19 protein-coding genes are annotated in these 21,757 nt (G+C 59.6%); 13 read left to right on the top strand and 6 right to left on the bottom strand.

What is annotated here, in order from left to right:
• Positions 1-26 precede the first annotated feature (26 nt).
• From VIN96_RS09775 to VIN96_RS09760, 4 genes are all read left to right on the top strand, one after another.
• Positions 27-2,981 (top strand): 2-oxoglutarate dehydrogenase E1 component, encoded by a 2,955-nt coding sequence (locus tag VIN96_RS09775; RefSeq protein ID WP_331895808.1) that lies wholly within the window; start codon positions 27-29, stop codon positions 2,979-2,981.
• 64 nt (positions 2,982-3,045) lie between these two features.
• Positions 3,046-4,323 carry a 2-oxoglutarate dehydrogenase complex dihydrolipoyllysine-residue succinyltransferase gene (odhB, locus tag VIN96_RS09770; RefSeq protein ID WP_331895807.1) on the top strand — a complete coding sequence of 426 codons (1,278 nt, stop codon included), beginning with the start codon at positions 3,046-3,048 and terminating at the stop codon, positions 4,321-4,323.
• Between the two features lie 22 nt (positions 4,324-4,345).
• Positions 4,346-5,740: a dihydrolipoyl dehydrogenase gene (gene lpdA / locus VIN96_RS09765; RefSeq protein WP_331895806.1), complete on the top strand. Its 1,395-nt coding sequence runs from the start codon at positions 4,346-4,348 to the stop codon at positions 5,738-5,740.
• A 95-nt stretch (positions 5,741-5,835) separates the two neighbouring features.
• Positions 5,836-6,192 (top strand): STAS/SEC14 domain-containing protein, encoded by a 357-nt coding sequence (locus VIN96_RS09760; protein WP_331895804.1) that lies wholly within the window; start codon positions 5,836-5,838, stop codon positions 6,190-6,192.
• A gap of 15 nt (positions 6,193-6,207) precedes the next feature.
• On the opposite strand, the gene VIN96_RS09755 is transcribed toward VIN96_RS09760, so the two are convergent.
• The 4 genes from VIN96_RS09755 to VIN96_RS09740 all read right to left on the bottom strand — a co-directional run bounded on the left by VIN96_RS09755 (position 6,208) and on the right by VIN96_RS09740 (position 9,540).
• Complete coding sequence (locus tag VIN96_RS09755) at positions 6,208-6,645, bottom strand: hypothetical protein (RefSeq protein WP_331895802.1); 438 nt, start codon at positions 6,643-6,645, stop codon at positions 6,208-6,210.
• Positions 6,646-6,792: 147 nt separating this feature from the next.
• Positions 6,793-7,719 (bottom strand): hypothetical protein, encoded by a 927-nt coding sequence (locus tag VIN96_RS09750; RefSeq protein WP_331895800.1) that lies wholly within the window; start codon positions 7,717-7,719, stop codon positions 6,793-6,795.
• A gap of 151 nt (positions 7,720-7,870) precedes the next feature.
• Positions 7,871-8,851 (bottom strand): tyrosine recombinase XerC, encoded by a 981-nt coding sequence (locus VIN96_RS09745; RefSeq protein WP_331895799.1) that lies wholly within the window; start codon positions 8,849-8,851, stop codon positions 7,871-7,873.
• Positions 8,833-9,540 (bottom strand): DUF484 family protein, encoded by a 708-nt coding sequence (locus VIN96_RS09740; protein WP_331895798.1) that lies wholly within the window; start codon positions 9,538-9,540, stop codon positions 8,833-8,835. Before VIN96_RS09740 ends, VIN96_RS09745 begins: the two co-directional genes overlap by 19 nt.
• Before the next feature lie 93 nt (positions 9,541-9,633).
• On the opposite strand from VIN96_RS09740, the gene VIN96_RS09735 reads away from it, so the two are divergent.
• From VIN96_RS09735 to VIN96_RS09710, 6 genes are all read left to right on the top strand, one after another.
• Complete coding sequence (locus VIN96_RS09735) at positions 9,634-11,847, top strand: primosomal protein N' (RefSeq protein ID WP_331895797.1); 2,214 nt, start codon at positions 9,634-9,636, stop codon at positions 11,845-11,847.
• Positions 11,848-12,210: 363 nt separating this feature from the next.
• Positions 12,211-12,771: a F0F1 ATP synthase subunit delta gene (locus VIN96_RS09730; RefSeq protein ID WP_331895796.1), complete on the top strand. Its 561-nt coding sequence runs from the start codon at positions 12,211-12,213 to the stop codon at positions 12,769-12,771.
• On the top strand, positions 12,771-14,303 hold the full coding sequence (gene atpA / locus VIN96_RS09725; protein ID WP_331895795.1) for a F0F1 ATP synthase subunit alpha: 1,533 nt from the start codon (positions 12,771-12,773) through the stop codon (positions 14,301-14,303). Before VIN96_RS09730 ends, atpA begins: the two co-directional genes overlap by 1 nt.
• Before the next feature lie 37 nt (positions 14,304-14,340).
• A complete protein-coding gene (locus tag VIN96_RS09720) occupies positions 14,341-15,237 on the top strand; it encodes a F0F1 ATP synthase subunit gamma (RefSeq protein ID WP_331895794.1) in 897 nt (298 codons plus the stop codon).
• A 34-nt stretch (positions 15,238-15,271) separates the two neighbouring features.
• Positions 15,272-16,699 carry a F0F1 ATP synthase subunit beta gene (gene atpD, locus VIN96_RS09715; protein WP_331895793.1) on the top strand — a complete coding sequence of 476 codons (1,428 nt, stop codon included), beginning with the start codon at positions 15,272-15,274 and terminating at the stop codon, positions 16,697-16,699.
• 40 nt (positions 16,700-16,739) lie between these two features.
• On the top strand, positions 16,740-17,159 hold the full coding sequence (locus VIN96_RS09710) for a F0F1 ATP synthase subunit epsilon (protein ID WP_331895791.1): 420 nt from the start codon (positions 16,740-16,742) through the stop codon (positions 17,157-17,159).
• 123 nt (positions 17,160-17,282) lie between these two features.
• On the opposite strand, the gene VIN96_RS09705 is transcribed toward VIN96_RS09710, so the two are convergent.
• A complete protein-coding gene (locus VIN96_RS09705; RefSeq protein WP_331895790.1) occupies positions 17,283-17,678 on the bottom strand; it encodes a bacteriohemerythrin in 396 nt (131 codons plus the stop codon).
• A gap of 171 nt (positions 17,679-17,849) precedes the next feature.
• On the opposite strand from VIN96_RS09705, the gene sixA (VIN96_RS09700) reads away from it, so the two are divergent.
• Positions 17,850-18,338, top strand: a complete 489-nt coding sequence (sixA, locus tag VIN96_RS09700; RefSeq protein WP_331895789.1) for a phosphohistidine phosphatase SixA — start codon at positions 17,850-17,852, stop codon at positions 18,336-18,338.
• A 2-nt stretch (positions 18,339-18,340) separates the two neighbouring features.
• Positions 18,341-18,832, top strand: coding sequence for a phosphohistidine phosphatase SixA (gene sixA, locus VIN96_RS09695; RefSeq protein WP_331895788.1), 492 nt, complete (start codon positions 18,341-18,343; stop codon positions 18,830-18,832).
• Here sixA (VIN96_RS09695) and uvrB read toward each other — a convergent pair.
• A complete protein-coding gene (uvrB, locus tag VIN96_RS09690) occupies positions 18,829-20,961 on the bottom strand; it encodes an excinuclease ABC subunit UvrB (protein ID WP_331895787.1) in 2,133 nt (710 codons plus the stop codon). The genes sixA (VIN96_RS09695) and uvrB overlap by 4 nt on opposite strands.
• A 114-nt stretch (positions 20,962-21,075) precedes the next feature.
• Here uvrB and VIN96_RS09685 point away from each other — a divergent pair, with 114 nt between their 5' ends.
• Entirely contained in the window at positions 21,076-21,696 is a 621-nt protein-coding gene (locus VIN96_RS09685) for a class I SAM-dependent methyltransferase (protein ID WP_331895786.1), read from the top strand.
• Positions 21,697-21,757 lie beyond the last annotated feature (61 nt).

The raw sequence follows: 21,757 nt of genomic DNA, 5'->3' as shown, positions 1-21,757 counted from the left end.
AAGGTTCGACATCCCGCAGAGGGATCATGGCAGGATCTGCGGATACATTTTTATCGGGCGCGAACGCGCAATATGTGGCGGAGCTTTACGCCCGCTATACGGAAGACCCCTCCCAGGTGGATCGCTCGTGGGCGGCGTACTTCTCCAAAATGGACGACGAGGAACGCGAGATCCTCGTCGACTTGCGCGGCGCGACATGGGCGCCGTCGGATTCCGGGGTGATCGGCCAATTCGGCAGCGGCGGTTTGATGGAAATCGAACCCGAGCGCGACGCCGTCGCGGTGGAAGTGCCGAACCTGGGCTTCGTCACCGCAGGCACGGTGCGTCCCAGCGCGGACGTCATCCGCGCCGCGACCAAGGATACCGTTCGCGCATTGATGTTGATCCGCACGTACCGGGTGCGCGGCCATTTGATCGCAAACTTCGACCCGCTCGGCCTTGAGGGACGGGTCCAGCATCCGGAACTCGATTACCGCACCTATGGCTTCACCGACGCCGACCTCGACCGGCCGATTTTCATCGACAACGTGTTGGGATTGGAAACGGCGACCTTGCGCGAAATCCTTCAAATTTTGAAGGAAACGTATTGCGGCTCCATCGGCGTCGAGTTCATGCACATCCAGGAACCCGATGAGAAGGCCTGGATTCAACGGCGCATTGAAGGTATCCGCAACCAGACCGACTTTACCATCAAGGGCAAGCGCGCGATCTTGGAACGTCTGGTGGAAACGGAAGGCTTCGAGAAATATCTCGACGTCAAATTCAAGGGCACCAAACGCTTCGGTCTCGACGGGGGCGAAAGCGTGGTGCCCGCCATCGAACAGATCATCAAGCGCGGCGGGCAATTGGGCGTCAAATCGATCGTGCTGGGCATGGCCCATCGCGGCCGCCTGAATGTTTTGGCGTCGGTGATGCGCAAGCCCTACATGGCGATCTTTGCCGAATTTCTCGGTCTGTCGGCGACCCCGGAAGACTTAGAGGTTTCAGGCGACGTGAAGTACCACCTCGGCGCATCCGCCGACCGGGTGTTCGACGGTCAATCCATTCACTTGTCTTTGACCGCCAATCCGTCGCATCTGGAATGCGTCAACCCGGTGGTGTTGGGTAAGGTGCGTGCCAAGCAGCGTCAAATGGGTGATGAGAAGCGCGAGCAGGTGATGGGCTTGCTGTTGCACGGCGACGCCGCGTTCGCGGGCCAAGGGCTGGTCCCCGAAACGCTGGATATGTCGCAATTGCGCGGCTACCAGACCGGCGGCACCATCCACATCATCATCAACAACCAAATCGGCTTCACCACGCACCCGTCCTATTCGCGCTCTTCGCCCTATCCGTCCGATGTGGCGAAGATGATTCAGGCACCGATTTTTCACGTCAACGGCGACGATCCCGAAGCGGTGGTGCACGTTGCACGCATCGCCATGGAGTTCCGTCAGGAGTTCCACAAGGACGTGGTCATCGACATGTTCTGTTATCGCCGTCATGGCCATAACGAGGGTGATGAACCGATGTTCACCAACCCGATCATGTATAAGACCATCGCCAACCATCCGACCACGCGCGAAATCTATGCGCGCAAGCTGGTCGAACAAGGCGTGATCTCTCAGGCCGACAGCGACAAGATGGTCGAGGCTTTTGCCGCGCATCTGGACAAGGAACGCGAGGCCGCCAACGGCTACAAACCCAACAAGGCCGACTGGCTGGAAGGCAAGTGGGCGGGGCTGTTTTATATGGAAGGCGCGGAAGAACTGCGCGAAGACGACACCGCGGTCGAGATGGACGTGTTGCGCGAAGTCGGATACGCGCTGTCCGAACCGCCTGCCTTGTTCCACACCAACACCAAAATTCTGCGTCAGATGAAAGCCAAGCGCAAAATGATCGACACCCAAGAAGGCGTCGATTGGGCCTTGGCCGAAGCGTTGGCGTTCGGCACGTTGCTGATCCAAGGTCACGGCGTGCGACTGTCGGGCCAGGATTCCGGACGCGGCACGTTCTCGCATCGTCACTCGGTTCTGGTCGATCAGGAAAACGAAGAACGGTTCATCCCGCTCAACAACATACGCCCCGGCGAACAGGCGCACTATGAAGTAATCGACAGCCCCTTGTCCGAAGCCGGGGTTTTGGGCTTCGAGTACGGCCATTCGCTTTCCGATCCCCATTGCCTGACGATTTGGGAAGCGCAGTTCGGCGATTTCGCCAATGGTGCGCAGGTGATCATCGATCAATTCGTCTCTTCGGGTGAAACCAAGTGGTTGCGCATGTCCGGCTTGGTCATGCTGCTGCCACACGGTTTCGAAGGTCAGGGACCGGAACATTCGTCGGCGCGTCTGGAACGCTATCTGCAATTGTGCGCCGAAGACAACTGGCAGGTCGTCAACGTCACCACACCGGCGCAGTTCTTCCACGTGTTGCGTCGTCAGCTGTGTCGCAATCTGCGCAAGCCGTTGGTGGTGATGTCCCCGAAATCGTTGTTGCGTCACAAACTGGTGGTTTCCAATTTGGGCGAGATGGGGCCGGGCACGCGCTTCCATCGCGTGCTGCCCGAACACGACCGCTTGGTTCTGGATAAGAAAATTCGCCGCGTCATCGTGTGTTCGGGCAAGATTTACTACGACTTGTTGGAAGAACGCCGGGCGCGCGAAATCGACGATGTAGCGATCATCCGCCTTGAGCAGCTCTATCCGTTCCCGTGGAAAGGCTTGATGCAGCAGTTGGGGCGTTATCCCCACGCCGAGGTGATCTGGTGCCAGGAAGAACCCGCCAACATGGGGGCATGGTTCTTCGTGTCGCAACGGATCGAGACCATCGTGCGCGATCTCAATCACGACATCATGACGGTGAACTACGTCGGTCGTCGCGGTGCCGCAAGCCCGGCGACCGGCTTGGCGCGCCGCCACGTCGAAGAGCAAAACTGGATCATCGATCAAGCGTTGAGCGGTGACATGAACAAATTGGTGCAGCCGCATCAACGGCCGCAATACTAACGAACTGAATGGATAAGGCCGCAGGGAACGCCTCTGACGAGCCGAACGAAAGCGAGAGGACATAATGTCTACCGAAATCAAAGTGCCTGTTCTGGGGGAATCGGTCACCGAGGCAACGGTCGCCAAGTGGTTTAAACAACCGGGCGAGGCGGTGCAGTTGGATGAGCCCATCGTCGAGTTGGAAACCGATAAAGTAACGGTGGAGGTGCCCGCACCGGCAGCCGGCGTGCTCAAAGATATCGCGTTCGCCGCCGGCACCGATGTCGGCGTCGGCGCGGTGCTCGGCACTATCGATGAAGCCGCCGCGGCTGTGGCTGCTCCGGCCCCGGCTGCAAAAGCGGAATCGGCGCCTGTTGTGGAGGCACAAGCCGACAGCGATAGCGATGCACCGCTGTCACCGGCGGTGAAAAAGCTCATCGATGAAAACAGCATTGATCCCGATCAGATCAAAGGCACCGGCAAAGACGGTCGTATCGTCAAAGGCGATGTGCTGGCGTATCTGGAAACTCGCCAAGCCACACCTGCGGCATCCCCGGCGGTGCCTGCCCCCGCAGCGCCTGCGCCCGCTCCGGCACCTGCTCCGGCTTCCTCTTCGGCGCCGGCACCCGCCGCCGCGCAATATCCGCCGCGCCCGATTGGGCCGCGCGAAGAACGTGTGCCGATGACGCGATTGCGCAAACGCGTTGCCGAGCGCCTCAAGGAAGCGCAAAACACTGCGGCCATGCTCACCACCTTCAACGAGGTGGACATGACCAACGTCATGGACCTGCGCACACGCTTCAAGGACGGCTTTGAGAAAAAGCACGGCGTGAAACTGGGCTTCATGTCGTTCTTCACCAAAGCGGTGGTGACCGCGTTGCGTGAACTGCCCGCCGTCAACGCGGAAATCAACGCTGGCGACATCATCTTCAAGAACCACTACGACATCGGCATTGCGGTCGGCACCGAAAACGGTCTGGTGGTTCCGGTGGTGCGCGATTGCGACACCTTGGGCTTTGCCGAGATTGAGCAGTCGATCAACGATTTCGGCCGCCGGGCGCGCGAAGGTCGCTTGACCATGGAAGAAATGTCGGGTGGTACCTTCACCATCACCAATGGCGGCATCTTCGGCTCGTTGTTGTCGACGCCGATCCTCAACCCACCGCAATCGGGCATCTTGGGCATGCACAAAATTCAGATGCGTCCCATGGTCATGCCCGACGGCTCCATCCAGGCGCGACCGATGATGTATCTGGCGCTGTCGTACGATCATCGCATCGTCGATGGTCGTGAGGCCGTGACCTTCCTGGTTCGGGTCAAGGAATGCATCGAAGATCCCGACCGCATCATGTTGGACGCCTAAGAGAAAGCCGGAGACCGAGTACATGACCGACAACGCATTCGACGTCATCATCATCGGCGGCGGGCCGGGCGGCTACGTCGCCGCCATCCGCGCCGCGCAACTGGGCTTCAAGACGGCGTGCGTCGACAAACGCGACACGTTGGGCGGCACATGCCTGAACGTGGGCTGCATTCCATCCAAAGCGCTGTTGCAGTCGTCGCACTTGTTCGAAGAAGCCGGACACGGCCTCGCCGCGCACGGCGTCAACGTCGCGGCGCCGAAGTTGGACTTGAAAGCCATGTTGGCGCGCAAGGATTCGGTGGTTGGTGATTTGACCAAGGGCATTGCGTTCTTGTTCAAGAAAAACAAAGTCACCCATATCGTCGGCGAAGGCGTGATCACCGCGCCCGGCCACGTGCAGGTCGGCAAAGACGCCTACAACGCCAAGCACATCATCATCGCCACAGGATCCGAACCCGCTGCCTTGCCGGGCGTCGAGGTCGATGAAAAGCAGATCGTGACCTCCACCGGTGCGTTGGATCTGCCAAAGGTGCCAAAGACGATGGTCGTGATCGGCGGCGGCGTGATCGGATTGGAATTGGGCTCGGTGTGGCGGCGTCTCGGTGCCGACGTCACGGTGGTTGAATTCCTGCCGGCGATCTTGCCGGGCATGGACGGCGAAGTGGTCAAACAGGCGACCCGTACGCTCAAGAAACAGGGTCTGAATTTCAAGACCGGAACCAAGGTTACCGGCGCGAAAACCGCCAAGAGCGGCGTCACCTTGACGCTTGAGCCGGCGGCGGGCGGCGACGCGGAAACGCTTAAAGCCGATGTCGTCCTGGTGGCCATCGGGCGGCGTCCGTTTACCGACAAGTTGGGTCTCGGCGACATCGGCGTCGCCATGGACGCGCGCGGCTTCGTGACGACCGACGGTCACTTCAAAACCAACGTCGCGGGCATCTATGCCATCGGCGACGTCATCGGCGGCGCGATGTTGGCGCACAAGGCCGAGGAAGAAGGCATCGCGTGTGTTGAACTCATCGCCGGCCAAGCGGGCCATGTGAATTACGGGGCGATCCCAGGCGTGGTCTACACCCACCCGGAAATCGCCGCCTTGGGCAAGACCGAAGAGACCTTGAAAGCCGAAGGCGTTGCGTACAGCGTCGGAAAATTCCCATTCATGGCCAATTCCCGCGCCCGCGCGGTGGGCGACACCGAAGGCTTCGTGAAGATTCTCGCCGACGCCAAAACCGATCGCGTGCTGGGCGCGCATATCATCGGTCCCGGCGCGGGCGAGTTGATTCAAGAAATTGTCCTGGCGATGGAATTCGGCGGCTCAAGCGAAGACATCGCGCGCACCAGCCATGCCCATCCGGGCACGGCCGAAGCCGTCAAGGAAGCCGCCCTGGCATGCTTGGGCCGCGCCATTCACGTCTAGGTGGCCCATAGAAAAGCCGTTCTTGTCACACACCAAATCGGGCCTGCGTGGTATAATCAACGCAGGCCCTTTTGTGTGAGACGCATGGAGGCGTCATGCTTGAAATTCTACCCGAAAGCAGTGGCAACGTGGTCGGCGCACGCATCGCAGGCCGTCTTGGCGGCGATGAATGCAAGCTGTTGGCCGTGCGCATTGAAGAGTTGATCGACGAACACAAAGCGGTCCGGCTGCTGTTGGACGTGTCGGAATGCGACCGCGTCGACCCCGCGGCGGCGTGGGAAGAATTTATCATGGGCGTGAAGCACTGGAACGAATTGGAACGCATCGCCATCGTCGGCGGTGCAAAGTGGAGCGAGGTCGCGGCAGGTACGCTCAATCGGCTTGCCTATGGCGAAGCCGAACACTTCACCGCCGACGAACTGCCCGGAGCATGGGTGTGGGTGCGACGCTAAGCGCGACGTTTATAATTAGGCGCTCAACGCACCGAGGGCCAAATCCGTGAATTGGGTGCGCACTTCCCCGTCGGTTTGGATGTAGCACGTCACGCCGTTGATGGTGTGAGCAAAGGCCAAATTTCGCGCCATCAAGTCTTTGAGAATGTTGGCGGCTTTTGTGCCGGACATGTGCAACAGCTCGCCAATGTCTTGTTCGCACAGCTTGGCGATGTGTACCATGGCCAGCACCCGCGCTTCGTCGATGTCGATGGCGCCGTGGGTGGCAACGACCATGCGTTCGGCGGCATACCGGCTGATGAGGAGGATTTCTTCGGATGCCCCGGACAATTGGCAGATGTACGGAACGCGCACGGCGTCGTTTCCCGCAAGGGCGACACGAGCCGCGCGGCGGGTGATCTCATCCAGACAATACATCGGTTGAGATGACGTATTCTGCGCTGTGGAAGTCATGGCGAGCACCGATATCTAGGTTCCTTATGGTTGTGCTCATTTAACCATGGTTGTATCGGGCTGTAAAGAATTCCGCCCGGCGCGATGCCGGGCGGAGAGGTTCAATGGTTCTTAAAATTGAACCATTTCAGGCGGCTGGAGGCCGAATTACTTTTCTTTGAATTCGCCACCGCTGGCCAAGGTCAAGGCTTTGCGGATGGCTTCGGGCGACGCCATGATGTTCATGAAGCTGTTGTCGCCCATCATCGACAGATCCGGGAAGTTGATGGCAATGCGGAACCGTGCGTACAACGCGTAGACGCGATCACCGGACACCACGATTTCATAGGGCAGATGCGCAGTCGAACGCAGTTCTTTGAAATCGATTTCACCCATGATGAATTCGTCAGCGCGGAACTTTTCGTTGTTATTGTTCAAGTCGCCCGACAGACCGACGGCGAAGTATGTTTCTTCCTTGCCGGGGACGTCGACGCGGGCGACTTTGGTCACGCCGGCGGTGTTGTTGGCGAGTGCGGCTTCGACGCCGGCAACGGCGCTGGCGTAATCGTTGTACGACGCCAACTTGGACGGATCATCGAAGTATTCCATCAAAAACGCATAGTGGTAGTCACGCAGGTCGGCATCGGTCAGACCTTTGTCCGGGCCGAATTCCCCTTGGTTGCCGAGCGCGGTGTTCAGCGCTGCGGTGACATCGGCCATGTTACCGTCCATGCGGTAAGCGGCGGCCATGTAGCTGGGGTTGGTGTAAGAGACTTGGATTTCGCCGTTGACTTCGGTGACGGAAATACGTTGAACGACGCCATAAGCGCCGAATTCGGTTTTGGCGGCGGCGGCTTTCAGTGCATCGCTCGTGACGATGATGACGGTCGCGCCTTTGTATGGCGAGTATGTGCCGGCAACTTCAAAGCCCGCCCCTTGCAGCTTTGCAGTGGCGTCGGCGACGCTGGCCTCCATGGAACCTGCGCCTTTGCTGGCGAGGAAGAAGGGCTTCATTTCGCCAGCGGCGTGAGCCGGGGCCTGGAACGTCAGCAACGCCACGAAAGCCATGGCGATGAGCGTAAGTGTGCGGATCATTTTTGTTATCCCCCTGTTTTCATTTGAGGGATCTTTCATATTAGAAAAAAGAAAAGTGTGGGTAGTACAATGCGCGCACACATTTCGCGTGGTTTTTCCGAGGCTTGACTTTTACGTCACGGAAAAAAGAAAGATATTACGCAAAACTGGATTAGTTTTTTCTTTTTGCGCGGGGATGTGTGTGAGAATAAACCGCCTGCAAGCGCGCGGCGTCCACATCGGTATAGCGCTGGGTGGTGCTTAACGAGGCATGCCCCAAAAGCTCCTGAATGGTGCGCAAGTCGCCGCCCCCGGCAAGCAGGTGGGTGGCGAAGCTGTGGCGCAACGCATGCGGCGTGGCGCTGTCGGGCAGCCCCAGATAAGCGCGCATGTCGCGCACCATGGCCTGGGCCACCCCCGCTTGTAAGCGTTTGCCGCGCACGCCCAAAAACAAGGGGCTGTTTGGCGTCATCGGATATGGACTGGCTTTCATGTATGCGCTTATGGCCGCGCGCACCTTGGGCAGAACCGGAACCACGCGTTGCTTGTTGCCTTTACCGGTGACGACCATGGTGTCGCCTTCGGGCACGTCCTTGACATCCAGGTCCAAGGCCTCGGCGATGCGCAGGCCGCAGCCGTACAGCAGCATGAGCAGCGCCCGGTCGCGTTTGCCGACCCAGTGTTCAGTGGCCAGCACGTCGGCCAGTTCGACCATTTCCAGCGCCTCTTCGACACTCAAGGCCTTAGGTAGGGATTTGGGCAATTTGGGGGTGCGCACGGCGTGTATGGCAGCGTTGCTGAGCACGCCTTGGCGTTCGAGGTATTTATATAATGTGCGCAAGGTCGAAAACCGCCGCGCGATGGTGGCGCGGCTTTTACCGTCTTGGCCAAGGCGCGCCAGCCAGCCGCGAAAGTCCACCGCGCGCAAATCCGCCAAGTCGCGCACGCCCGGCGCAAAACCCAGGTGTTCGCTGAAAAAGGTCAGAAACGCAGCGATGTCACGGCTGTAATTGTCGAGCGTGTGGGGGCTGGAGCGTTTTTCGTGCTTCAACCAATCGAGCCATTCGCTCAACGCGCGTTTCAACGCGGGCTCGGCGGGGATGAGCTCCAGCGCGCCGGGCAGGGTGGGAGCGTCTAGGTGTTGGTGAGCCATTTCTGGAACAGCTTTTCGCAGACGCGGGCCAGGAAATTGAGCAAATCCGTGCCCTGACCGGCGTGAAACGCGCCGGACATGTGCGAACCCAGTGCGATCAGGCCACCCGCGGTGGTGGCGCTGGGACGCAAACGCGCCAGCGCGGCGGAGCGAATGTCGAGATGCTCGTCGCCGAACACGGTGCCGTCGTCGAGCATGTCGCGGATCAAGGCGACGTCGCCGCCTTCGCCGATCTGCGCGTCCAGATAATTGAACGGCAGCATGCGCACGCCGGGCAGACGCAAGGCCGTCTCGGCCTTGGTGTTTTGTTCGAAACCGAACGCCACAGCATCGACGTCCAACAGCAACGGCAAGTCCTGGGTGATGATCCGCGCCATGTGCTGCGCGTCCTGGGCCGACAACAACGCCAGCACCGCAGCGTGGGTACGGGTCAGATAGGTCATGTTGGTGCGGCTGGTTTCGATCACGTCCTGGGTGCAGGCGGTGAGGTTCTGGATTTCATCGCGCAGCCGGTCGACCATCACGGATTGGAAGTCGACGACGCCGTCGGCGCGTTGCACCGCCGTCGGGCCCTGCATCTGTACCAAGACTTCGGGATTGCGCGAAAAGAAATCCGGATTGTCGAGCAAATACTGGCCGATATCGTCGTCACTCAACAGTGTCTCGGTGGTTTGGATGTTCATGGTCATGGGCGCCCCTCACAGTTCCGAAGTCTCGGACCGAATCGTAATGGCTCATCATGAACCATTTTCGTTAATGCTTTCCTTCCGTAAGCTGGGGGCATGACGCAGATCGATTCGCTCCCAGACACATACCCCCCCGGCGCACGCTGCGGCGTTCTGCTGCCGGGGCCGTTCGGCCAGGTCTACGATTACCGCGTGCCCGAGGATCTCATGCTTGGTGCGGGTGATTTCGTGCGCGTGCCGTTGGGCCCACGCAAAATGCTCGGCGTGGTATGGGGGCCGGGGGCGGGCGATGTCGCGGACGGCAAGCTCAAGGCGGTGATCGAAAAATTGCCTGCCGTACCGATGGCCGAAATCACCCGGCGTTTCATCGACTGGGTCGCGGGCTACACGCTGTCGAGCCCCGGGGCGGTGCTGAAAATGGCGATGAGCGTGAGCGACGCACTGGAACCGCCCAAAGGCGTCAAAACCTACCGACTGGCCGAACCGCAGCCCGAGATTAAACTGACCGCCACCCGCGAACGGGTGTTGGCGGTGCTCAAAGACGGCCCACCGCTGAGCGCGGCCGAAGCGGCGATGGAGGCGGGATGCTCGCCCGCCGTGGTCGCGGGATTGGCCAAAGCGGGCGCGCTGGTGGAAGCGTCGCGGCTGCGCGAGAAAGTTTGGCCGCAACCCGACCCGCATCGCCGGGGGCCGGATTTGTCCGACGCCCAGCGCGCCGCCGCCGCCGATTTGGCGGCGAAAACCAAGGCGGGCGGTTATGCGGCGGTGCTGCTCGACGGGGTGCCGGGCTCGGGCAAGACCGAGGTCTATTTCGAGGCGGTGGCCGAAGCGCTGAAAAACGCTCAGCAGGTGTTGGTGCTGTTGCCGGAAATCGCCCTCAGTTCACAATGGCTGGCGCGGTTCGAGCGCCGCTTCGGCGCGCGCCCCGCCGAATGGCATTCCGATCTGGGCGCGCGCGATCGCCGCGAAACATGGCGGGCGGTGGCCGACGGCAAGGTCAACGTGGTTGTGGGTGCACGTTCGGCGCTGTTTTTGCCCTATCGCAACCTGGGTCTGATCGTCGTCGATGAAGAACACGACCCGGCGTTCAAGCAAGAAGAAGGCGTCATCTATAACGCCCGCGACATGGCGGTGGTGCGCGCGCATTTGGGGGCCATTCCGATCTGCCTGGCATCGGCGACGCCGTCGTTGGAAACGGCGGTCAACGCCGAAAATGGCAAGTACACCTTGCTGCATCTGCCCGAACGCCACGGCGGCGCGGTGCTGCCGGAACTGGACCTGATCGACATGCGCCGCGAAAAGCTGCCCGCGACGCGGTGGCTGTCGCCGTCCTTGGTCGAGGCACTGGACCAGACCTTCGCCGCGGGCGAACAGGCGATGCTGTTTTTGAACCGCCGCGGCTATGCGCCGCTGACGCTGTGCCGCACTTGCGGGTTCCGTCTGGCGTGCCCCAATTGTTCGGCGTGGCTGGTGGAACATCGGGTGCGTGGCCGGTTGCAGTGCCATCACTGCGGCCACACCATCGCGATGCCCGAACGCTGCCCCAATTGCGAGGCCGAGCACAGCTTTCATGCCTGCGGTCCCGGGGTCGAGCGGGTCGCGGAAGAAGCCCGCATCGCGTTTCCCGACGCACGGGTGGCGCTGGCCAGCTCCGACACCCTGACCGGACCGCGCGCCGCGGCCGACTTGATCGAACGCATCGAACGCCACGAGGTCGACCTGATCATCGGCACCCAAATTGTCGCCAAGGGCTATCACTTTCCCATGTTGACCCTGGTCGGCGTGGTCGATGGCGATTTGGGCTTGGCGGGCGGCGATCTGCGGGCCGCCGAACGCACCTATCAGCTTTTGTACCAAGTCGCCGGGCGCGCCGGGCGCGGCGAACGCGCGGGCCGGGTGCTGGTGCAAACCTACCAGCCCGATCATGCGGTGATGCAGGCGATGAAATCGGGCGTGCGCGATCGCTTCATCGCCGAAGAGGTCAAGGCGCGCGAAGACCTTCATATGCCGCCGTTCGGGCGCTTGGTGGCGGTGATTGTGTCAGGCGCTCACGAACATGCCGTCGACGCGCAGGCAGCCAGCCTCAGCCGCTATGCCCCACATTACGATGGCATCGAAGTGCTGGGCCCGGCGCCCGCGCCGTTGGCAATGCTGCGCGGACGTCATCGTCGGCGCCTTTTGATGAAGCTCAAACCCGGCATCGCCCCCCAGCCGGTGGTGCGGGAATGGCTGGAGCGCCTGGGGCAGGCGAAACGGCGTGAAAAAGGTGTGCGAATCCAAATCGACGTCGATCCGCAAAGTTTTTTATAGGCGTGCGCATATCAGAAAACATAAATATGCGGCATTGCGAATGTTTGAGATCGTCGAGGGGAAGAGATTTTTTTGCGCCTCGATAAGGGCGGAATTCGGCGAGTCTTGAAACATTATGAAACCTTTTTATGCGCATTTCCTAATATATGGAAAAAAGCATATAAACCGATCGGCTGGAAATGGGGCAAACCCCTGGATTTCTGCGAAAATAAATATGCGAAGAGTCGCCTTGCAACACCCATACCCCTGTGTTAGATAACTGCCGCGCTACGCATGGGCAGCAATTATTTTGTGTGTGCAAAGCGGACGATTTAGAGGGGCTTTCGCCCCCGGGCTAAACACTCAGGTCAGGGATTCTCCCAGGTGTCATCCGAGACCACAGGTACCACAGGCCTCGCGGGCCGTTATGCCGCCGCTCTTTATGGGTTGGCCGACGCCGCGTCGAGCCTCGATAAGGTCGCCGAAGATCTCAAGTCTTTGAGGTCGATGATTAATGACAGTGCCGATTTGCGCCGCGTGATTTCATCACCGGTTCTCACCCGTGGCGAACAGGTTAAGGCTATGATGGCGCTTTGTGCCAAAGCCTCCATGGACGATTTGACCAGCAATTTTGTTGGCACCGTCGCCCAGAACCGCCGTTTGCCTGCACTGCAAAGCATGATCGCGGCGTATCTCAATGAATTGTCGCGTCGCCGGGGCGAAGCCACGGCGCAAGTCACAACGGCCAAGAAGCTTTCCGATGCTCAGCTTCAGGCTGTTTCCGATGTGTTGAAAAAGGCAGTGGGGAGCAAAATCTCCATTGAAGCCGATGTTGACGAAAGCCTGCTTGGCGGGATGATCGTCAAGGTCGGTTCGCGCATGATCGACTCATCGCTTAAAACCCAGTTGCAGCAGTTACACCTCTCCATGAAGGGGATTGGATAATGGATATCCGTGCCGCGGAAATTTCCGCAATTCTGAAAGATCAGATCGCTAATTTCGGTACCGAGGCGGAAGTCGCCGAGGTTGGTCAAGTGCTCTCCGTCGGTGACGGTATCGCGCGCGTTTATGGCCTTGATAACGTCCAGGCCGGTGAAATGGTTGAGTTTCCGGGCGCCGTCAAGGGCATGGCTCTGAACCTTGAAGAAGACAACGTCGGTGTTGTTATCTTCGGTGACGACCGTGGCATCAAAGAAGGCGATGTCGTCAAGCGCACTGGTTCCATCGTTGACGTTCCGGTCGGCAAAGGCCTGCTGGGCCGTGTTGTCGACGGTCTCGGCAATCCCATCGACGGCAAGGGTCCGATCACGGACGCCACCCGCGGTCGCGTGGAAGTCAAGGCCCCGGGCATCATCCCGCGTAAATCGGTCCACGAACCGATGCAGACCGGCCTGAAGGCGATCGATAGCTTGATCCCCATCGGCCGCGGTCAGCGCGAATTGGTCATCGGTGACCGTCAAACCGGCAAAACCGCCGTCATCATCGACACCATCTTGAACCAAAAGAGCATCAACCAGTCCGCGACCAACGACAGCGAAAAGCTGTTCTGCATTTATGTCGCCGTCGGTCAGAAGCGCTCCACGGTTGCGCAGTTGGTGAAGACGCTGGAAGACAACGGCGCGATGGAATATTCCGTCGTCGTCGCTGCGACCGCATCCGACCCGGCCCCGATGCAGTTCCTGGCGCCCTACACCGGCGCGACCATCGGTGAATTCTTCCGCGACAACGGCCAGCACGCGGTCATCTTCTACGATGACTTGACCAAGCAGGCTGTCGCTTATCGTCAGATGTCGCTGTTGCTGCGCCGCCCGCCGGGCCGCGAAGCTTATCCGGGCGACGTTTTCTACCTGCACTCCCGTCTGCTGGAACGCGCCTGTAAATTGGGCGACGCCGCCGGTAACGGTTCGTTGACCGCACTGCCGGTGATCGAAACCCAGGCCGGTGACGTGTCGGCATACATTCCGACGAACGTGATTTCCATCACCGACGGTCAGATCTTCTTGGAATCGGAACTGTTCTACAAAGGCATCCGCCCGGCCGTGAACGTCGGTCTGTCGGTTTCCCGCGTCGGTTCCTCCGCCCAGATCAAAGCGATGAAGCAGGTTGCCGGCTCGATCAAGCTGGAACTCGCTCAGTACCGCGAAATGGCTGCGTTCGCGCAGTTCGCTTCGGATCTCGATCCGGCGACCCAGCGCTTGCTGGCTCGCGGCGCGCGCTTGACCGAGCTGTTGAAGCAGCCCCAGTACAGCCCGCTCACCGTTGAAGAGCAGGTCGCCGTGATCTATTCCGGCGTGAAGGGTTACCTCGACAAGATCGATACCAAGGACGTGACCCGTTACGAGCATGCGTTGCTCGGCGAGCTGCGCTCTAAGGGTGCGGACATTTTGGCCACTATCCGTAACGATAAGGCCCTGTCCGAGGAAACCGAAGGCAAGCTGGCGAAGTTCATCGAAGACTTCACCAAGTCTTTCGCCTAAGTGTTAGACCTCAAGGAGCGGAGCGGGACAACGTCTCATGCCTAACCTCAAGGACCTAAAGAACCGGATCGACAGCGTCAAATCGACGCGCAAGATCACTTCGGCCATGAAAATGGTCGCGGCCGCCAAATTGCGCCGCGCCCAAGATGCCGCCGAGTCCGCCCGCGCTTATTCCGAGCGTATGGACACGGTGCTGCGTTCTCTTGCCGGCTCTTTCGCCGGTATGGAGGGCGGGCCGAAGTTGCTTGCCGGTACCGGTGACGACAAAACCCACCTGGTGGTGGTGTTCACATCCGACCGCGGTTTGTGCGGCGGTTTCAACGGCTCGATCGTACGTGAAAGCCGTCGACTTGTTCACGACCTCAAAGGTCAGGGCAAGACGGTGAAGCTGCTGTGCGTCGGTCGCAAGGGTGCCGATCTTCTGAAATCCGAATTCCGCGGCGATATCATCGATACCGTGATCGGCGTCGGGGGCAAGAAGGGCATCCAGTACCACGAAGCGACCGCGGTCTCCGACCGGATCACGGAAATGTTCGAAGCCGGCGAATTCGATGTCTGCTCGATCGTTTTCAACAAATTCCAGTCGGCGATGACGCAGATCGTCACCAAGCAGCAACTGATCCCGTTCGCTTCGGATGAAGCCGACAGCGGTGACGATGCTGACAGTGGCGAACTGAAGGCCGCATACGAATTCGAGCCCGAAGAAAGTGAAATCCTCGAAGTTCTGTTGCCGAAGAATCTCGGCGTTCAGGTCTTTCAGGCGATGCTGGAAAGCTCGGCCTCGGAACACGGCTCGCGCATGACGGCCATGGACAACGCAACCCGCAACGCTGGCGATATGATCGACAAGCTTACCCTGACGTACAACCGTTCGCGTCAGGCGGCTATCACCAGTGAATTGATTGAAATTATCTCCGGCGCGGAAGCGCTGTAAGAGAAACGCTGAATACGCTTAAGGAGCTCCAGCGATGGCGAAAGACAATATCGGACAAATCACCCAGATCACGGGCGCTGTTATCGACGTACGTTTTGCGTCGGGCCAACTGCCCAACATTCTGAGTGCCTTGGAACTGCAACACGAAGGCAAGCGCCTGGTTCTTGAAGTTGCTCAGCACTTGGGCGAAAACATGGTGCGCACCATCGCCATGGACTCGACCGACGGCTTGCAGCGCGGCCAGGACGTGACGGACACCGGCGAACCGATTTCGGTTCCGGTCGGACCGGAAACGCTGGGCCGCATCATGAACGTCATCGGCGAGCCGATCGACGAACGTGGCCCCGTCGTGACGAAGACCAAAGCGCCGATCCACAACGAAGCGCCGGCCTTCTCCGAACAGTCCACGGAATCCGAAATTCTGCAAACCGGCATCAAGGTCGTCGACCTGGTCGCACCGTACGCTAAGGGCGGTAAGATCGGTCTGTTCGGCGGCGCCGGTGTGGGCAAAACGGTTCTCATCATGGAACTGATCAACAACATCGCGAAGGGCCACGGCGGTTACTCCGTGTTTGCCGGTGTTGGCGAACGTACCCGTGAAGGTAACGATCTGTACCACGAAATGATCGAATCCGGCGTTATCGACCTCGAAGGCACCGGCTCCAAAGCCGCGCTGGTCTACGGTCAGATGAACGAACCGCCGGGAGCCCGTGCTCGCGTTGCGCTGACCGGCTTGACGCTGGCCGAATACTTCCGCGACCAGGAAGGCCAGGACGTGTTGTTCTTCGTCGACAACATCTTCCGCTTCACCCAGGCCGGTTCCGAAGTGTCCGCGCTGCTCGGCCGCATCCCGTCGGCTGTGGGTTACCAGCCGACGCTGGCCACCGACATGGGCGCGCTGCAAGAACGCATCACCTCGACCAAAAAGGGTTCCGTCACCTCGGTCCAAGCTATTTACGTCCCTGCGGACGACTTGACCGACCCGGCGCCCGCAACGTCGTTTGCGCACTTGGATGCAACCACGGTTCTCAGCCGTCAGATCGCCGAGCTCGGCATCTATCCGGCCGTGGATCCGCTGGACTCCACGTCGCGCGTTCTCGACCCGCGCATCGTCGGTGAAGAGCACTACAACGTCGCGACCTCCGTGCAGCAGATTTTGCAGACCTACAAAGGCCTGCAGGACATCATCGCCATCTTGGGCATGGACGAGCTGTCGGAAGAAGACAAGATGATCGTGGCGCGTGCGCGTAAGATCCAACGCTTCCTGTCCCAGCCGTTCCACGTGGCCGAAATCTTCACCGGCTCGCCGGGTAAGCTGGTCGCCTTGGAAGACACCATCAAAGGCTTCAAGGGCATCGTTAACGGTGACTACGATCACCTGCCGGAAGCGGCCTTCTACATGGTTGGCACCATCGACGAAGCGATCGAAAAAGCCAAGGAAATGGCTGCCGAGGCTGCCTAATCTTACGACCCAGTTTTTCTGGGGTTTGGAGTAAAAGCACATGACCGATAGGGTCGAATTCGAACTGGTATCGCCTGAGCGGCTTGTGAAGTCGCAATCCGTGAGCATGGTCGTCGTGCCATGTTCCGAAGGCGACATCGGTGTGCTGCCCGGTCACACGCCGCTGATCGGCACCGTGCGCCCCGGCGTCGTCGACATCCACGAAGACGGTAAGGTGTCGGAAAGCATCTTCGTTTCCGGCGGGTTTGTCGAAGTCACTCCGGAACGCTGCACGTTGTTGGCGGAAGAGGCCAAGGCTGTGGGCGATCTCAAGCAGGACGAAGCGCAAGCGCGCCTCGAATCCGCCAAGAAAGCCTTGGAAAAGGCTTCCAGCGAGATCGACAAAAGCAACGCAGAAGCGGAAATCAAAACCGCCGAAGCCATGCTTGCGGCGCTGGGCGTCGCTCCTACGGCGCACTAAGCGGCACACGGATCAAGGCTATCGCCTAAACGTTGAAAACGGGTCTCCTGCAAAGGGGGCCCGTTTTTTGTGTGGAATGTGGGGGCTCGGTTTGGGCCTCGACCAACATGCGCCGAGGTCGGGTTACTTCAGATATTCCATATAACCCTGGTCGGCCTTCAAAATGTGGTTGAGCAACCATTTTTTGAGAAACTCCAACACCTCGTTGATATTGATGGCGTCGGGTTTGGTCTTGTAGATCGTGGCAATGTCCTTGACGGTTTTTTTGATGTCTTCGTGCATCGCCAAGTGTTTGTCGACATCGGGGTAGTCGGAGTTGACGAACAGCTCTTCTTCGCGCTCGAAATGACGTTCGACATAGTCGATCAGCAAGGCGATGGTCTGGGCGATCTCTTCATCCGAAAAACCGCGATCCACGCGCATAAATAGCTCGTTGGTGATGTTGACCAACGTCATATGGTCGAAATCCACGATTTTGTGGCCGACTTTGTAGCTGTCACTCCATTGTATGAACGTCACGAATCTGTAATCCAACTGCATTAGGCGCGCATGAAATTAAAACCATAGCGCTATGAGGGTCAATGTTTCATTTTTACGACGTATTAAAGTCCATGGGATGATGCTATTGGTTGTTGAATGCAATTTTGGACGCAGCGCATTTGTTAAAATTCATGCATGGGAAGTAGGGCGATGAGATTGCTGCTTGTGCGTCACGGCAAAGCCGAATTCGGGCCGGAAGAGGCCGACCGCCATCTCAGCGCCCGTGGTCGTGCGGACGTCGAGGCCGTGGCCGAACATCTTAAAACCCAAGAGATCACGGTGGGCCGTGTGGTGCACAGCACCCTGTCGCGCGCACGTGAAACGGCGGAAATACTAGCTGAAAAGATAGCGCCCGGCGTCCAGTTGGAGGAACTTCCGGGTATCGAGCCGTGGGGCAACGTGACGGCGTTTGCAAAGCTGGCGGAAAAATGGACAGAAGACACCATGGTGTGCGGTCACGAACCGTTTATGGGCGAAGCCGTCTCTTATCTGATGGCTGGCAATGCGCACGCCGGCATGGTCGAGGTTAAAACCGGTACGGTCATGGCTTTGGCGCACAACCCCTATGGCGATAGCTGGCAGATGCGTTGGATGTTGACGCCGCGTCTGGTGCGCGGCCCAAAACGGGGTGAGGACTGAGCATGAAGCTGTATCTGGTTCAACATGCCGAGGCCCTGCCCAAGGAAACCGATTCCAAGCGTCCGCTCAGTGAAAAAGGTCGCAATGACGCGGCGAAGATTGCGGCGTTTTTGCTCATAGCCGATGTGCGGGTCGACGAGGTCGTGCATTCGGGCAAGGCGCGTGCCGAGCAAACCGCAAATATTTTGTCGAAAGACGTGTGGTCGGGCCAAGCAGCGGTCGAAATCGAAGGTCTGGGGCCCAACGACAGCACGGACCATTTGATGCACAGCGCTGAAATTTCCGGCGGTGATTTGATGGTGGTCGGCCACATGCCGTTCATGGCCAAGATGGCAGCCCGCTGCCTGACCGGATCGGAAAACGGCATGGCGGTCGCGTTTGAACCTGGCACGGTGGTGTGTCTGGAACGTATCGACGACAGCGAGACGTCAGGTGGTTGGGCGCTCAATTGGATGCAACGTCCCAGCATGCTGGGCGAACATAAAGAGGTTTAGCGCCCCTTTTTGCCCTTGCGGCGCGATCCGGCCCCCGCTTTGGCGGCGGCGGATTTCGACACCCCGGCCAGATCCAACCCCAGTTCGTGGGCTTCCAGGCGGCGGATTTCGTCGCGCAGCCGCGCGGCTTCTTCGAATTCCAAATTGGCGGCGGCTTTTTTCATGCGTACATCGAGATCTTGGATGTGCTGCTTGAGGCTCTTGCCGACCAGATGGGCGTCGCCGCTGTCGCCGGTATCGACGGTGACGTAGTCCTGCTCGTACACCGAGCCCAAGGCGTCGGCGATGTGCTTTTTGACGCTGGCGGGGGTGATGCCGTGTTCCTTGTTGTAGGCCTCTTGCTTGGCCCGGCGGCGGTTGGTTTCGGATATGGCGTAATTCAAGCTGTCGGTCATTTTGTCGGCGTACAAGATCACCCGGCCATCCAGATTGCGCGCGGCCCGGCCGATGGTCTGCACCAGCGAGGTCTTGGAACGCAAAAAGCCTTCCTTATCGGCATCCAAGATCGCCACCAGGGCGCATTCGGGAATGTCCAAGCCTTCGCGCAGCAAGTTGATGCCGATCAGCACGTCGAACGCGCCCAGGCGTAGATCGCGAATGATTTCAATGCGCTCCAGGGTCTCGATGTCGGAATGCATGTAGCGCACCCGCACGCCGTGTTCGTGCATGTATTCGGTCAGCTCTTCGGCCATTTTTTTGGTCAGCACCGTGACCAGCACGCGCTGCGCCTTGGCGGCGGCGGCTTTGCATTCGCCCAGCAGGTCGTCGACTTGGCTGGAAACGGGGCGGACGATGCATTCGGGGTCGATCAGGCCGGTCGGGCGCACCACCTGTTCGACGAACACGCCGCCGGTGCGTTCCAGTTCCCACGGCGCGGGTGTGGCGGACACGAAGATGGTCTGCGGGCGCATGGCGTCCCACTCTTCGAATTTCAGCGGGCGGTTGTCGATGCAGCTTGGCAGGCGAAAGCCGAATTGCGCCAGGGTCGATTTGCGGTTGAAGTCGCCCCGGTACATGCCGCCGATCTGGGGCACCGACACGTGGCTTTCGTCGGCGACCATGATCGCGTCTTCGGGCAGGTATTCGAACAAGGTCGGCGGCGGGGCGCCGGGCGGGCGTCCGGTCAGGTAGCGCGAATAGTTCTCGATGCCGCTGCAATGGCCGGTGCTTTCCAGCATCTCCAAATCGAAGGTGGTGCGTTCCTCGATGCGTTGGGCCTCGATCAGTTTGCCTTCGGATCGGAACTTTTCCACCTGCGCCTTCATCTCCGCTTTGATTTGTGGAATGGCCTGCAACAAGGTCGGGCGCGGGGTGACGTAGTGGCTGTTGGGGTAGATGGTGATTTGTTCCAGGTCGGCGTTTTTTTCGCCGGTCAGGCTGTCGACCTCGTAGATGCTTTCCAACTCGTCGCCGAAAAAGCTCAGCTTCCAGGCTCGGTCTTCGTAGTGGCTGGGGAAAATCTCCACCACGTCACCGCGCACTCGGAAGGTGCCGCGGCCGAACGCCGCATCGTTGCGTTTGTATTGCAGCGTCACCAGCGAACGCAGCAGGTCGTCTTGGGTATATTCCTCGCCCGCCACCAGCTTGACCACCATGTCGGCATAGGTTTCGGCCGAGCCGATACCGTAAATGCACGACACCGACGCGACCAAGATCACGTCGCGGCGTTCGAACAGCGCGCGGGTGGCGCTGTGGCGCATACGGTCGATCTGTTCGTTGATGGAGGCGTCTTTTTCGATGTAGGTGTCGGTGCGCGCGACGTAGGCCTCGGGCTGGTAATAGTCGTAGTACGAAACGAAGTATTCCACCGCGTTGTGGGGGAAAAAGTCCTTCATTTCCGCGTAAAGCTGCGCCGCCAAGGTCTTGTTGGGGGCAAGCACCAGCGCCGGGCGCTCCACCTGGGCGATGGTGTGGGCGATGGTGAAGGTTTTGCCCGATCCGGTGACGCCCAGCAGAACCTGGTTCATTTCGCCGTCGTTGAGGCCTTGAACGAGTTCCTTGATGGCGTTGGGCTGGTCGCCCGCCGGTTCGAAATCGGACACCAACTGGAACGGTTTGCCGGCACCCGGCTGGGGGCGTGGGACTGGCTGGGCATCGGCGTGAAATCCGGGTTTGATGAGATCGCTCATACCCTTGAGTTATAGGACGAAAGGCCGCGATCGCAAGGGTTATGATCGACTCGCGTTGGTTTGAGAATCCGGTTATATATTTGTTAACCAAAACCAGGGGGAGGCGAGGTGTAAATGAATCATCCCGCAAAATTTCCGGCCACAGCCATGCCGGATTCGGAATGGTGGAAGGCCTTGTGGCCTGATCCAGAGGGCATTTTAAGGCGTTTGGGCATCGATTTCGGGACCTCGGTCCTGGATTTGTGCTGCGGCGACGGTCATTTCACCGTGCCGTTGGCCCACATCGTCGGCGGCATGGGCCGGGTCATGGCCATCGATCTCGACAAAGAGATGCTGGAAAAGGCCAAATACCGGGCTCAACGTGCCGGCGTGACCAACGGCACCATCCGTTGGATTGAATGCGACGCGTGCTCGCTGCACAACGTCTTGCCCCACGCCCCCGACTACGTGCTGGTCGCCAATACCTTTCACGGCGTGCCGGACAAGCCCCAATTCGCGCGCGAGGTGTTCAACGCGCTGAAACCGGGCGGACAGTTCGCCATCATCAACTGGCACCACCGCCCCAAGGAAGACACCACCGTTTTGGGCGAGCCGCGCGGCCCGCAAACCAACCTGCGCATGACGCCCGAACAGGTGATGGACGAAGTCCTGCCGATCGGATTTCGCCTGCACGGCGTGGTCGAGCTGCCGCCGTATCATTACGGCATCGTTTTCGACAAGCCGAAGGTGTCGTAAAACGAAAAAAACGGCGGGATTGGACGTTTTCCCCGTTGCGGCAGGGCGCGCTCGGCGTTAG

Source organism: Magnetovibrio sp. (genome assembly GCF_036568125.1).
Lineage (GTDB): Bacteria > Pseudomonadota > Alphaproteobacteria > Rhodospirillales > Magnetovibrionaceae > Magnetovibrio.
Note: the sequence above shows the minus strand (reverse complement) of the source record. Positions and strands in the feature narration are given on the sequence as shown.